General features: G+C 44.2%; 7 protein-coding genes. 1 reads left to right on the top strand and 6 read right to left on the bottom strand.

The genetic code is table 11. The annotated features are described in order from the left end of the window. Window positions 1–97: 97 nt before the first annotated feature. The 4 genes from JGK16_RS10700 to gyrB form a co-directional block, all read right to left on the bottom strand. On the bottom strand, window positions 98–1,003 hold the full coding sequence (locus JGK16_RS10700; protein ID WP_293203057.1) for a transposase: 906 nt from the start codon (window positions 1,001–1,003) through the stop codon (window positions 98–100). After that, window positions 1,003–1,215: a hypothetical protein gene (locus tag JGK16_RS10695; protein ID WP_293203054.1), complete on the bottom strand. Its 213-nt coding sequence runs from the start codon at window positions 1,213–1,215 to the stop codon at window positions 1,003–1,005. The genes JGK16_RS10700 and JGK16_RS10695 overlap by 1 nt, the downstream gene beginning before the upstream one ends. 261 nt (window positions 1,216–1,476) lie before the next feature. After that, window positions 1,477–2,193: a heme oxygenase (biliverdin-producing) gene (locus JGK16_RS10690; protein WP_293190508.1), complete on the bottom strand. Its 717-nt coding sequence runs from the start codon at window positions 2,191–2,193 to the stop codon at window positions 1,477–1,479. A gap of 269 nt (window positions 2,194–2,462) precedes the next feature. Then, window positions 2,463–5,708, bottom strand: coding sequence for a DNA topoisomerase (ATP-hydrolyzing) subunit B (gene gyrB, locus JGK16_RS10685; RefSeq protein ID WP_293190507.1), 3,246 nt, complete (start codon window positions 5,706–5,708; stop codon window positions 2,463–2,465). Window positions 5,709–5,993: 285 nt separating this feature from the next. Between gyrB and miaA the strand changes: the two genes are divergently transcribed. Further along, window positions 5,994–6,905, top strand: coding sequence for a tRNA (adenosine(37)-N6)-dimethylallyltransferase MiaA (gene miaA, locus JGK16_RS10680; RefSeq protein WP_293190506.1), 912 nt, complete (start codon window positions 5,994–5,996; stop codon window positions 6,903–6,905). 122 nt (window positions 6,906–7,027) lie between these two features. Here the strand turns inward: miaA and JGK16_RS10675 are convergent, their stop codons facing one another. Beyond that, window positions 7,028–13,210, bottom strand: a complete 6,183-nt coding sequence (locus tag JGK16_RS10675; protein ID WP_293190505.1) for an AAA family ATPase — start codon at window positions 13,208–13,210, stop codon at window positions 7,028–7,030. Between the two features lie 279 nt (window positions 13,211–13,489). Further along, entirely contained in the window at window positions 13,490–14,473 is a 984-nt protein-coding gene (msrP, locus tag JGK16_RS10670; protein WP_293184895.1) for a protein-methionine-sulfoxide reductase catalytic subunit MsrP, read from the bottom strand. Between the last annotated feature and the right edge of the window lie 425 nt (window positions 14,474–14,898).

Below are 14,898 nucleotides of genomic sequence, written 5' to 3'. Positions count from 1 at the left end.
GCCGGGGGATTTTCCCCTATGTTTAGGGATTTTTGTAGGAGTACCAATGTCAACTAAAAGCGAAAACATTGATTGGGCAACACGTCCAGGGGTTAAATTAATGGTAGCAGATTGCCTGCAGTAAGACATTCTCAACCACTAAATCCCTAGCTAGCCAGAGTTGCCAACTCATCAATGGCATTAAATCACTCCAACGCTCGGATTGTTCGGGAGTTCTCAGATTAGGCAATGTCCAATGCAATCGTTGCTTGGCAAACCGATACCAATGATCCACTCCAAAACGTCGTAAATATTTGAACCAGACTGTTTCCAAAGGTAGAGTTCGTTCTCCAACCCAAGCCAACCATAAGGGTGGAAACGGCTGACCATTTGACATGGGCTTCATTCTTTCGATCAGAATTAAATTGACTTTTTGTCCAGGGGCGCGATAAAAATGCAAGTCAATCCATTGTTTGACTCGGACTTTTCCCAAATCTGGATGTTCGTCAATTTCAATCTCTGTATCCGCTTGGAGCCATGTGGTTGGGTCATTGAGTCTCATTTTTTGACCATGTTTGGGTGGTCTACCGCGGCCACTATAGGCTGGTGGTGCTGACCATAAGCAGGCATTTTTTCGGACTCTCATTAAACAATCAGCAGGGATGTCCGCTTCTGTTAGCGCCAGTACCCAGCTTGCATTCCCATATTCTCGATCTAAAACTGCTAAAACTGGATTGACGCTATGTTCACAGACAAGTTTGAGTTGGGAAGCTGCTTGAAGTATGGGTGAAGACCCACTACTAATTCTTTCATGGAGTAGGGGTAATGCCCAACTTCCGATTGCTTCAGGTATCCACGCAATCGTACTGTATCCCTGACCCACAATTACACCCCTTTGATATTCATGGGTTCTATCTTGTAACGTTTTGGCATCTCGTCTGCCCCATGCAGTGTGGTCGATTGCTACTAATATATGTTCCGTTGGGGCTGCTTCTTTCTGTAATTGCTCCAGATAGAGCAGCATCAGTTTTTTTCGGTCTGGTCTACAGTCTTGTAAGGCTTCATAGACGCGCTTGCCATTGACGAAGAGAATAATGGATTTAGTGAAAATTCTGCTAAACACGACGCATTTTTTGTTGTCATCACTGCATCCATCAGCTCGAATGTCGCATCTTTTGCTTTCACTAATAAATCGTATGCTGCTTGACGAAAGTCCTTTAATCGTTCACTGTTCATTTAAGGAGTGGATAGGTTTTCTTTTTCACCCTCATTCTCTCCTAGCGCGGTGGCTCTAGTTCTTCTTTTGCCACCGTTCTCATCTTTGGTTAGTCTAAACTACAGTAATTCCGATGCAACCGGAAATGATATGAGTCAAAAAGTCGATCGCCCGCCATGCAAAATCCCGGAGCTTTGGTGACTGTAAAAGCAGCCATCAAACCCCCAGGATTTAATGTTTTCCTCTTAAACGAGGCTCAAATTATTGCCAATGGGTATTGACTAATCAGCAGTAGCCAATTCGGTACTGGCTGCGCCGCGCTTCCGCGTCAGGGTATTGAACAGCATCTGACCGACAGCTTTAATCAAATTGCCTTCTAACTCCATAAACATCTTCATGTTCATGCCAAAAGCTGCATTAGCTTCGTCAACAATGCGCTCTGCTGTAGCTTCGTTAATCGGCAATTCATTCATTGCCTGACGGTAGTTAGCTTTGAACTCTTTTTCATCAGGAATATCCTGGAATTCGTAGAAAGCAGTGCCTTCTCCCTCGGTAAGATTCATGCCGCGCTGAGCAATTCCCTTGAGGATTTGTCCGCCGGACAAGTCGCCTAGGTAGCGAGTGTAAGACTGAGCTACTAACAGTTCTGGTGCGGTAGCCGAGATTTCATGAATCCGCTGCACGTAAGCTTTAGCTGCTGGTGACGGGGATATTTGTTCCCGCCAATTGGCGCCGTAGTAGTAGAATAAATCTTGCTCTAAACTTTGTTTGCGATTTAACTCAGAAAAGTAAATTTTTGAAACAACCGGATGCTGCTTTTGGCGTTCCATTTCCTCTTCCATTGCCGAGTAGACAAAGTACAGGTTTCCTACTAACTTCCGGTAAGAAGTTTTTTCTACAACGCCTTTTAAAAAGCATTTGACAAAACCAACGTTTTCTGCCATTGTGTGAGATTTTTTTGTTCCCTCACGCAATTTTGTTGCTAAATTGATGCTCATGCTATATTGTCCAACCTTCTATTTTTGTGGTAGCTGATGGATGCGCCAAAAATCTAAAATTTACCTAAGCATTTACCTTAAAGCAATTTGATGAGAGATTGTATTAATTTTTATAACAAAAGTTGCAGTTGGCCGGAAAGCAGTAGTCAGTTGACAGGAAAGCAGTTGACAGGAAAGCAGTTGACAGGAAAGCAGTAGTCATCAGCCACTAACTAATGACTAATGACTCATCCTCGCCAGCAACTGTCAACTGTCAACTGTCAACTAACTTAGATGTCCAAGTCGAGGAGGTTGAGTTTGGGGCCGTAGGTTTCGATGAATTCGCGGCGGGGGGCGACCCGATCGCCCATTAAGATGGTAAAGATGCGATCGGCTTCAGCAGCGTCTTCAATCTCCACCCGTTTTAGCGTCCGAGTTTCCGGGTTCATCGTGGTATCCCACAACTGCGTGGGCATCATTTCGCCCAAACCTTTGAACCGCTGGATAGTGTAGTTCGCATTGGCGGGGAATTCGTTGCGGACGAGATTGTTCATTTCGCGATCGCTGTAACAGTAGTAGTGATTGCGTCCCCGTTCCACTTTATACAGAGGAGGACAAGCAATATAGATGTAACCTTGTTCTACAAGTGCGCGCTGGTAGCGGTAGAAGAAAGTCAGCAACAGCGTGCGGATGTGGGCCCCATCTACGTCAGCGTCAGTCATGATCACTATGTGGTGATACCGCAATTGACCGGGGTCGAATTCTTCGCCTTTGATACCCAAACCCAGGGCTGTAATTAACGACTGAATTTCGTTATTTTTGTAGATTTTGGCGTCGTCGGTTTTCTCGATGTTGAGAATTTTACCGCGCAAAGGCAGAATTGCTTGGAATTGTCGATCGCGCCCTTGCTTCGCGCTGTTGTGTACAAAAACTCCCGCACCTAGTGCAAAGTTGTGGCTGTTAGGCACTTCGATGTCATAAACATCGTGCCGTTCCTCTACAGCTTCAATCTTCACAACACGGTGGTTGTAATTACGAACCGCTTGGCGAGCATATAATTCTTCACCATTAAAGTAGCGCTTACAAAAAGTCTCGTACTTCAACAAAGACTTATCATTCTTCAGGCGGCGATAAGAATTGTAATAATCTACATCAATCCAGCCCATTTTCATCTGAACAGTCTTCAATGCTTCCAGAGTTTTGCGGTAATAAGTTTCGTCCAAAGCTGCTTTGCGTTGGCGGCGAAACTCCGGTGTCCACTGTTCCTTAGTTTTCTCCCGTCGCCAGTCCAACAAATCCTGATTTTGCCACTGTTCTTTGGCCAATTGTGAATTAGCCTCCCGCGCTTCAGGATTGTTAGCAAAATGATTGCGAACCCGTTGAGACTGAGCTAAGCGGTTTTCTTCGGAACTCCAATACTCTTGTTGGGCTTGGTTGAGCAATTCATTATTTTGCTCGCGATAAGCTTCATTAGTGTCGTAAAACTCACGCCACTTGCTAGTCATGTAAGCTTTATACTCTTCATCTTCCCACTGAGCCTTTGCCTGTTCTGAGAGAATTTGCCTGGTTTCAGGCTGCTGCATCCGCTCTTTCATCATCGCCCGAAATTCATCAGTCATGTGAGCTTGACGGCTCTTTTCAATGACATCCGGCCTGTGCAATGTTTTCTCAAGGTTGGCGCGGTGTAAAGCCAAGTGTTCCTGAGCAGGTAGCCGCTGAATATTGGTCGGATTGTTGTTGAGTTTGTTGAAATCAACATGGTGGCGGTGATTGCCGTCAGATGCTTGATAAACCTCATGTTTCAGGTTGTAGAAATCCGATAACAAATGACTGTAAATCCACTTGTCACTGCTGGGATTCCAAACCATTTCGTAACCGTTAAGTCCCTGCCCGTTTTGGTTCTTTTTCGACAACTGGCGGTTGAGAGGCATTAAGGAATCGTCCGGTGTCAGCATGGCTGCTGCTTTGTAAGTGCCATCCCGCAACATGAACCGATGATCTGGAGTACAAGTAATTGTCTCCCCATTGTCTAATGTCAATTTGATAACCTCAGCATTTGCTTTAGTCATGCGAGCGTTGGTTATCCGCTCAAACCCGATGTTTCCACTCTCGCGAATGGTGTAGCAAAAGTGTTCTTTACCTTCTGCTTGTTCGTCAACTATCTCTTTGAAGGTTTTTGTTGTGCCATCAGCTAATAATATTTTCTCCGAAGAGAGAAAACAGCCGCCGGCTGAATCGCCCTCGACCAGGTATATCTCAGACAGGGCGGGGTCTCTGGAGCTACAGTCCGCTAATTTTCCGGGCAAAGGAGACGATTCTAGGACGGATTTTCGGCGGACTAAATCGCGGGCACGACGGGCGGCTTCTGCGGCTTTAAATGCCTGAATTGCTTTTTCCAAAATAGCGTCTGCTACTTGGGGCCGAAATTCCAAATATTCGGTTAATACTTCGCCTACCAAGGAATCAACTATTCCTCGGACTTCGGTATTTCCTAGCTTTGTTTTAGTTTGGCCTTCAAATTCGGGATCGGGAACTTTGACCGAAATCACGGCTGTTAAACCTTCGCGGACGTTTTCGCCGGCGAGGTTGGGCTCGTTTTCTTTGATTTTGTTGCGCTTGCGGGCGATCGAGTTCATCGTCCGCGTCAAAACAGCCTTTAAGCCTTCTAAGTGTGTACCGCCGTCGATCGTCCGAATGTTGTTGGCAAAACCCAGAACGTTGTCGCTAAAAGCATCGACGCACCACTGCAAAGACACTTCTACATACACGTTGTTGCGTTCTCCTTGTACGTAGATCACCTCTTCGTGCAGTGGCTGCTTCTCGCGGTTCATGTACATGACATATTCCTTGATGCCACCTTCGTAACAATAGGTTTCGACGCGCGGTTCGCTACTTTTGAGCAATTCCAAGCGACGATCGCCAAAAGTAATTTTCGCACCCGCATTCAGATAAGCCAACTCTCGCAAACGTCCAGAAACCGTAGCGTAATCAAACTCAATCCCAGTGCTAAATATCTGAGTGTCTGGAAGGAAACTAACTGAAGTACCGGTGCGATTTCCTTTGCAGGGCTTGGCCACAAGTTCGCTGACGGGAAAGCCTCTTTCGTAGCGCTGCAAATGTTCTTTTTGGTCGCGCCAAACAGTAACCTCTACCCACTCGGAAAGCGCGTTAACCACGGAAATACCTACACCGTGCAAACCTCCAGAAACTTTGTAACCGCCACCGCCAAACTTACCGCCGGCGTGCAGTACAGTCATTACTGTTTCGATTCCCGATTTGCCAGTCTTGGCAACGATCCCGGTAGGAATACCGCGGCCGTCATCTGTGACAGTGACTGAACCGTCGGCGTTGAAGTCAACCTCGATGTGAGTGCAGTGGCCAGCCAGCGCCTCATCGATGGAATTGTCCACAACCTCGTAAACTAGATGGTGGAGTCCTCGCGGGCCGGTGGTACCGATGTACATCCCCGGTCGTTTGCGGACTGCTTCGAGACCTTCGAGAACTTGAATCTGGTCGGCGCTGTAGCTGCTGGTCATACAAAAATAGCTCCAATAATGAGGCCTAAAGCCCCAAAAGCTTCTAAAATGGGAAAACTCCTAAAATTATAGCACAAAACCGTTAATGGCGATGCTAGGGCTTTCTGAATGGAAATTTATCGGGGGGACGGAGGGGAAGAGTTTTGAGATTGCTTCGCGATTTCCCACCCAGGGCGGTGAATGAGTGAAGCCAGAGAAGGGAAAGTAGGGATGAATAGAGCCTGGGATAGGATTTGAGGGTTTTTCTTGGGAAATGCAATATGTTTTTTAAGTGTGCGACGGCTTATGTTTAGATTGATTACAATTTGCGGGGCGACGGCGACGGGGAAGTCTGGAGTGGCTGTGGAAGTTGCCGATCGACTGAAATCTTCGATCTTGAGCGCAGACTCCCGTCAAGTGTACCGCGAATTTGACATCGGAACGGCAAAACCGACAAAGAGCGATCGCGCTTCTGTACCGCATCACTTAATTGACATTTGCGAGCCGACAGAAACTCTAACACTCGCAGAATACCAGCAGCAAGCTCAAAAAATAATTGCTGATGTCGATTTTCCCGTTTCTCCTCCGCTGTTGTTGGTGGGAGGGACAGGCTTATATATCAAATCGATTGTCAAGGGTTTGAAAATGCCTAGGGTAGCGCCGATGCCCGAATTGCGATCGCAACTTGCGGATCTGGGCCAATCTCAATGTTATGCGATGTTGCAGCAGGTCGATCGCCCGGCCGCCGAGAAAATTCACCTCAACGATTCATTCAGAACCTTACGGGCACTGGAAGTATTTTATGTCACCGGGCGCTCTATTTCCGAACAGCAAGGCGAAAATCCTCCCAATTATCCGATTCTACAGATTGGGTTGGACTGCGAGATGGATGTTTTGGGCGATCGCATCCAACAGCGCACCGAACAAATGTTAGAACGCGGTTGGCTGGCTGAAGTAGAATATTTGTGCAAAAAATACGGCGGCGACTTACCATTGTTGAACACCCTGGGATATCAGGAAATCAAACGATATTTAGCTGGCGACATTACGCTTGAGGAAGCTAAAGAATTAACAATTTTGCACACGAGGCAATTTGCCAAGAGACAGCGGACATGGTTTAGAGCATATCCTGAAATTGAATGGTTTGATGTTAGCGTACCTGATTTACTGGAACGAGTTTGGCAAAGAATACAAAATTTTCTGGTCAAAGGTTCGTAGTGAGGACTTTAGTCCGCAGAAAAGAAAGGACTGAATTCCGAACGATCGAACCTAATAACAAAGGTTCGTAGTGAGGACTTTAGTCCGCAGAAAAGAAAGGACTGAATTCCGAACGATCAAACCTAATAAGTTTCAATTAAAGAAACTATTTGAATATAATCAAAATCATTTGCCAAAAAAGCTAAAGCCTCAGCCACAGATTCATCAAGCTTGCGGATTTGCTCTATGCAACTATCAACTTTAGCCATATCACTGAGGCTGGAAGCTGCCAATAAATCAGCCAACAATTCAGCAGGCAAATTCGCCAAAGCTGACCGACTCAAAGCAGCTTGGATATCCAGTTTCGTCAAATCCTTGTTGCTAGCAGGTTCCTCATAGATAAAATTCACCCCAATATGTTTTTGAAGCGCATCAAATATATCTGCTTCCCGGAACGGTTTGCGGATAAAATCATCGCATCCTGCCGAAGAAACAACCGCTCTTTCTTCTTCTAAAACACTAGCAGTTACAGCAATAATTGCAGTAGCTTGACCTTTAAGAGTACCTTTGATTTGTTTTGTAGCTTCGTACCCGTCCATCACGGGCATTCTCATATCCATTAAAATTAAATGCGGTTCCCAATCATTCCAAATCTCAACAGCTTCTTGGCCGTTACAAGCTTCTTTTAGTTCAAAACCGAGGGGAGAAAGCAGTTTGAGTAGCAGCAAATTATTGCTGGGTTTGTCATCAACAATCAAAATGCGATACCTAGGTTGATTCGGTGCGAGGCAAATCACTTGTAGCGCCGTCTTTTTGCCTTCTATTTCCCTGGGATCGATCGCACTAATTTTAGTATCGAATACAAAAGTTGTTCCCACTCCCAATTCTGAATAGACACTCATCTTGCCACCCATTAACTCTACAAAATTGCGGCTGATTGGCAGTCCCAAACCAGTTCCTTCTTGGGAGTTTTTACCAGTTTTGGTTTGCACAAAAGCTTCAAAAAGACTATCTAATTCATCGGCGGCGACACCTGGCCCAGTGTCGGAGATTGCAAAAATCAGGAAGTACGAAGATCCAGAATCTAAATCGTTAGGATTTTGTAGTGGGCTAATTTTACTACATTTTTCAAGACTCTGATTTGCTGGAATATTTGAATTTTCGCTATTCTCCACAATATTAACAGTTTTAGCGGGCTTTAGACTGCTTGCTTCTGGTTTGAGATTAACTTTTACTGCAACTCCTCCTTCTTGAGTAAATTTGAGAGCGTTACCGATCAAATTTATTAAAACTTGTCGCAATTTGACTTCATCTGTGCGAACGTATCTGGGAACATCAGGGCTGTATTCTACTACTAATTGCAATTGTTTGTCGTCAGATTTGATATGGAACATATCTTCGAGATCGTCCATAAATTGATACAAATCAAAATTTTTATAGTTGAGAATAGTCCGACCAGCTTCAATCTTTGATAAATCTAAAACCTGGTTGATTAAAGTTAGTAAATGGTCGCCGCTGCGAGTAATAATTGCGACATTATCTTGATGCTCTTTGGGTAGATTTTGGCTGCGGAGCATGATTTGAGAAAAGCCGAGGATGGCGTTGAGGGGAGAGCGCAATTCGTGGCTCATGTTGGCTAAAAAACTGCTCTTCGCTTCGTTGGCTACTTCGGCTTTTTTCTTGGCAAGAGCGAGCTCCGATGTGCGTTCTTCTACTTTTGTTTCTAAGGTGCGGTTGGAATCTGCTAGATTAGTATAAAGTCTGGCATTTTCAATGGAGATGGCTGCCGAAGCCGATAAGACTTTCAGCAGTTCTAATCTGTCTGATGTAAATGCTCCAGCAATCAGGTTGTTTTCTAAGTAAATTATGCCGATAAGTTGACCTTGGTTCAGGAGTGGCGCGCACAATATTGATTTGTTTTGATGCTGTTTGATATAGGGGTCGCTGTTAAAATTTTTGCTGGCAAATGCTTGGCTTAAAACTACTGTCTCTCCTGTACGGGCAACATAATTAACAATCGATACTGGTAGGTTATTATCTATAGAAATTGACTGCAATACCGCAATACTCTCCGAATCGATCGCACCCGCAGCTTCGATTAGCAATTCCCCGGAATTGTTATTGGCAGAATCTGAGGGGGAATGGAAAATTAAATAGCCTCGTTGTGCTCCGGCATTTTCAATCAGTATTTTCATCAAAGAAGCCAGCAACTTATCCAAGAGTATTTCGCCAGAAATGGCTTGGCTGGCTTTCACTACCGCAGCCAAATCTAAAGCTGAACTTCCTAAGCCAGGGGTGTTTAATTGGCTGGCTATAGTTACTGTACTGGCATCATGAAATTGAGTTTCTGATGTGGATTTTATTAATAATTTTGGGTGAGTTGCTTCTAACTTTTCTTGTTTGCGTTTGGCGCCCCAAATTAGATAGTTGTAGTGCGCTTTTTTTAGGTAAATTTCGGCAAATTCTGCTTTACCTTTGCTCAGCCAGAAATTGGCTGCTAATTCTGCGGCTAATGCTTCATTTTGGATAAAATAGCCGTCTCTGGCTGAAGTAATCGATCGATCGTACAAATCGATCGCCTCCATCTCCTTACCCACAATCCGCGCCATCTCCCCAGCTACCAATAAGTATTTATGCTCAAAGGTCTCCGGACAGCTATCAGCCCAGATTTTCATCTGTTTTTGGTTGGCTTTGAGCTTTCTCAGATATTTTTGGCGATCGCCCTTGGAAGCTTGCGGGTAAAGCGCAGTTAAAATTAGAGAATAATAAAAATTATGTTCGGCTACAATAATTGTGCCGATCGCCAAACTCAATTTTTTCTCAGCTTCCACAGCATAGCTGAAAGCTGCTGCATACTCTCCGTACAAATACAAAACCTGGCATTTCAAAATTTGATAGCCGCAGATTGCCAAAAAACTGCCGCGATCGGCACACCGCTCTAAATATTGTCCTTCGCTAATTTCGCCATTAGAAAATACCTCACAATTAGAAGTTTCTCCCAGTAAATTAAACAAAGCTATCTGACAGCCTAGTAAGTAATCAGTAGCAATTTGATTGTTAGTTTTAAAGTTAAATAGCAAAAAATTCCACACTTCTACACGCAGAGATTCGAGATTTTTGCCCTGGGGGATAGAATACATCAATTTGTAAAGCTGAATGTAACCTGCAAATTGCAATTCGCCGGATTCTAAGCCAGCTTGATAGCCATTATGGCTAATCGAATCCGACAGTTTCAGAGGCTGTATCCAGTGATTTAAATGAGCGACAAGCATTTCCGATGCCTTGCATTTTTGCGTCAAATCGTGAAAGCGATCGCTCAAATTGAGAGCTAACATCCCAAACTCGTATCCCGAGCGATAATCAGCCATCGCAGCCGACAAAACCAAGCCGTAGCAAGCATAGCTGTAAGATGATTCCGGCACCGGGCCGTATTTCAGAGAAAGATTGACAGATTTTGTAACAACTAATTGGTAAAGTATCGGATTGGAAAATAAACTCGCGGGAATAATTTTATCCAGAAGTTTCATCGCGGTTCTTTTTTCCGAAATCTTCATTTCCGGTACGTGCAGCAAAGCACCAATTGCCCGATCGCCCAATTGCGCTGTTGCTTCAGCAAATTCGGCTTTGCAAGCTTGCTGCAACTGCTTTTGGGGCAACTCAACCCCCAACAAACGCAAGCCCTGGCGCCCAAATTTAATAGCTTCCTCGTATTCCCCCAACATGGTATGCAGCGTAATTAGGCGATCGAAAAATTCCGCTTTTTCCACCGCCAATTGCAACTGCGATAGTGCCGAATGAATCAAAAATTGCGATTGCTCGAAATTGCCAATCAGATAATTCAATTCCGCAGCTTCCAGGTACAACTCTCGCGTCAAATTATATTCAGTTTCCCAGCTATCCGCAGCCAAAAGTTCGATCCCAAAACAGACATACTTGACAGCAGCCGCATAAGCTGTAGCAGCTTTGGCTTTTTTCCCAGCCAAAAGATTGAGTTTGGCAATTTTATCTCTTTCCGTGCGATCGATCGCCAAGGGCAGCTCCCCTGCTGTCGCCATTTCTATCGCCCCTATCGCCTTTCCTGCCGCCAGATTTAACTGATCGACAATTTCAAAAAGCTCCTCCGACAAATCTTCACCATCGCTATTATCCAATAACAAGCGACCGATTTGCAAATGAACCGCTTTTTTCTGCCCTTCGTCAATCAAAGCATAAGCAGCTTGTTGGACGCGATCGTGCAAAAACTTGTACTCTTCAAACAACAGTTCAATATCCAACTCAGACACCGGAAAAATCAAACCAGCTTCCAGTGCGGGCTTCAAATCTGAGAACACCAAATCCGGAGATCTTTCACAAATTTTTGATAAAGTAGTTAAGTCAAAAGATGCCCCAGCACAAGCTGCGAAACGCAAAATATTTTGAGTTATTTCCGGCAATATTTTTATTTTTTTTACCATCAAATCAACCACATTATCAGTGATATCCCTTGCTTCAATTTGAGCAATATCCCACTGCCAAAATCCTCCACAACCTCTATTTTTTAGAGCCTTTGGTTCCCGAATCGATAGCTCGGAAGATTCCAGAAAACTAAAATTAATCAATTTCTCAGAATGCAGCATTTTGAGAAATTGATTGACAAAAAACGGATTTCCATTAGTTTTGCATAACACCAAGTCAGCCAAAGATTGCACAGACATAGCATCGCTATGCACAGTGTCAGCTATTAAATTACTAACATCTTGGATGGTTAAATTAGCTAAATAAATAAAATCAATTGTAGCGCCTTCTTTTTGCATTTCATCCACAGTAATCATTAAGGGATGATGGGCGCTAACTTCATTGTCTCGATAGGCTCCAATCAGCAATAAATATTGTGTATCACTATCCACTACCATCAATTGAATTAAATTGAGAGTAGCTGCATCTACCCACTGTAAATCGTCAAGAAAAATTACCAGTGGATGTTCCGCCGAACAAAACACGCGAATAAATTTTTCAAACACAAAATAGAAACGAATTTGCGCTTCATTTGGTCTCAACTCTGCTACCTGGGGCTGTTTGCCGATAATTAATTCTATTTCGGGAATTACCTCAATAATTACTTGACCGTTTGCACCCAATGCAATTAAAAGTTTAGTGCGCCACTCATCGAGTTTTGCGGAACTTTCGGTTAGCAGTTGTCGCGCCAATCCCGAGAAAGCGCTAATAATCCCTGAATAGGGAATATCGCGCTGAAATTGGTCAAATTTGCCGGAAATAAAATAGCCGCGTTTTTCAGTAATTGGTTTGTAAATTTCTTGTACCAGCGATGATTTCCCCATGCCCGAATAACCGGCAACTAGCATCATTTCGCTTCCAGAAAAACTATGTTGTGGGTTCGCAACTCGCTCGAATGCTGCTAGCAAAGCCTGGACTGGCGCCGCCCGCCCGTATAGTTTTTGAGGGATTTGAAATCGATCGGAAATATCTTCTTTAGCTAAAGCAAACTCTAAAATAGTTCCTGTTGTCTGTAATTGACGCAGACATTCTTCTAAGTCTGCTTGAATTCCCCAAACACTTTGGTAACGGTTTTCAGCAGTTTTTTCTAAAAGTTTCATGACTATTGCTGACACAGCCGGAGGAATTTGTGGATTGATTTTGTTGATGGGCAATGGCTGTTTTGCAATGTGACAGTGTACCAATTCCATTGCATCTTTGGTCTCAAAAGGCAATTGGTTGGTTAGCAGTTCGTAAAAAGTAATGCCGAGGGAATAAAAATCTGTACGGTAATCTAGAGAACGGTTCATTCTCCCTGTTTGTTCTGGTGAAATGTAGGCTAAAGTTCCTTCTAAAATATTGGGATTTTTTATGGTAGGAGTTTCGCGGGTTAACAGGGTGGAAATTCCGAAGTCAATAATTTGGATTTTTCCTGTGGCTGGGTTGAGAATAATGTTGCCGGGGTTGATGTCTTTGTGGATGATGTTTGCTGCGTGAATTTGTCCTAATATTGCGGCGGCTTGAATGCCGATATTGAGAAATTCAAACAGGCTAAAGCTTTGCTGTTCCTGCATTTGTTTCAATGAGAAACCGCCAAAATCTTCTAAGATTAGAAGGAGAGTGTTGCGATATTTTTGTAAGTCGTAGGCTTTGATGACTCCTGGCAGGTTGAGGATTTGAAGAATTTTGTATTCCTGTCGGTAGCGGACGATTTCGCCGGGAGTTGGATAGTCTTCGTTGAGTAGTTTGAGAATAATTGGCTGTTGATTTTGTTCTCTAATACCTCGATAAACTGTTGAAATAGAATTTTCGTGTATTTTATTTAATGTTTGAATGCCGGGAATTTCAAGCATTGCATATTTTCCTTTTTTATTAACTGGAAATTAACTTAGAATAAGACCGGGCATAGGGCATAGGGCATAGGGCATGGGGCATATCTCACCATGCTTGAGAACCGCTATAGAATAAGATCGGGCGGTTGAAATCGCGTCTATACAGGCAAAACTCGGATGGTGCGCGGGTTGAAGAGTCGGCGGTTGAAATTAGGTTTTTTCTTCTGTCCGCGCACCATCCGGACATCGTTTGTGTAGACGCGGTTTCAACCATACGTCCTATCTGAGTGTGAAATTTCGCTAACTGTAAAGGCTTGCGACATATTCGCCGTAACCGTTATAGGGCAAAGTTGGGCGAGTTTCCCACGACCAACTGTTACCGGGCCCGACTACCCGTTCGCTGGCTTGCGACCATCTGGGGTGCGGTTTGTCGGGTTCGACATTGGCTTCAAATGCGTATTCGTTGGGGCCGATGGTATTCCAAAAAGTGGCGGGCTGTTTTTCGACAAATTCAATTTTAACGATCGACTTTGCGCCCTTAAAACCGTATTTCCAGGGAATCACCTGCCGCAGCGGCGCCCCATTTTGTTTGGGTAAGCGCCGCCCGTACAATCCTGTGGCAAAAAATGCTAAATCGTTTGCCATTTCCTCGATTCGCATACCTTCGGTATAAGGCCAAGGATAAAATTGCGACATCAAACCGGGGCCGGGAGTGATTTTTGAGTCGTAAAATGAGGTGAAGCGAACAAATTTAGCATTCGATTGCGGTTCGACATCAGCCATGAGTAATTTCATGGGAAATCCGACCCAAGGAACTACCATCGACCAGGCTTCTACGCAGCGAAATCGATAAACTCGTTCTTCGATGGGAAATTTTTTCTGGAGGTCGTCTATATCGTAGGTGCGGGGATTTTTGACTAAACCAGTTACTTCTACTTTCCAGTTTTCGGTTGGTAAAGCTTGGGCGGCTTGCCAAATAGATTTTGTGCCTCCGTATTCGTAAAAGTTGTTATATTTGGTAGCTAGGGCTTCGTCGGTAATTGCCCGATCGACTTTCGCAAAGACAGGATTCCGGTTCAAGCCAGAATATGCTTGGGTTGAGCTTTTTTCGAGAGCAGTTTTTGAGCTGTCATTGCTTTGACAGCCTGTAAGTGGTAGCAGCGAAGCCGTCACGCCGGCGCCAATTAAATTGGTCATGAAACGGCGGCGGTTGAGAAAGGCTGTTTCTGAGGTAATTTGTGAGTCGAGAATTTCCCAAGGTTTGGGAACGCGAATTAACGGCATAGGTAATAGTTAAAAGTTATTAGTTAGTTTGGCGAAAGTTGCCAAAATTTCAATTTTTCAGTTGATTGGAAATTTGAAATTGACTCCATCGCCGCAATTACTGTATCCACAACGACAGTATACCGTAATTCGTTGACAGCGAGTCCAGCCGAGCAATCATGTTCGGTGCGATCGACTTATTAAGCATCGCTCGAATAAAAGTCCTACCAATTAGAGATTTTAGACTGCGACGGCTTCCTTAGGCTTGCTTCGGCTACGCTGACTGACAAGTCGCCAGCGCGGTCGCCCTTGCTTGCCGCAGTGTCGGACGATTGAAGAATTTTGGGGATGACTGACTCGATAGTGGTGGAAATTTTTTCTACAGTTGTATTATTTTGGAAAATAGGTCTCAGCAATAATTTACGCGCGATCGATCGAAGCAATTG

Origin of the sequence: Microcoleus sp. PH2017_09_SFU_O_A (genome assembly GCF_020738625.1) — a bacterium.
In the GTDB taxonomy this organism is placed as follows: Bacteria; Cyanobacteriota; Cyanobacteriia; order Cyanobacteriales; family Microcoleaceae; genus Microcoleus.
The sequence above is the reverse complement of the archived record's forward strand: the minus strand, read 5'-3'. Positions and strand labels throughout refer to the sequence as shown.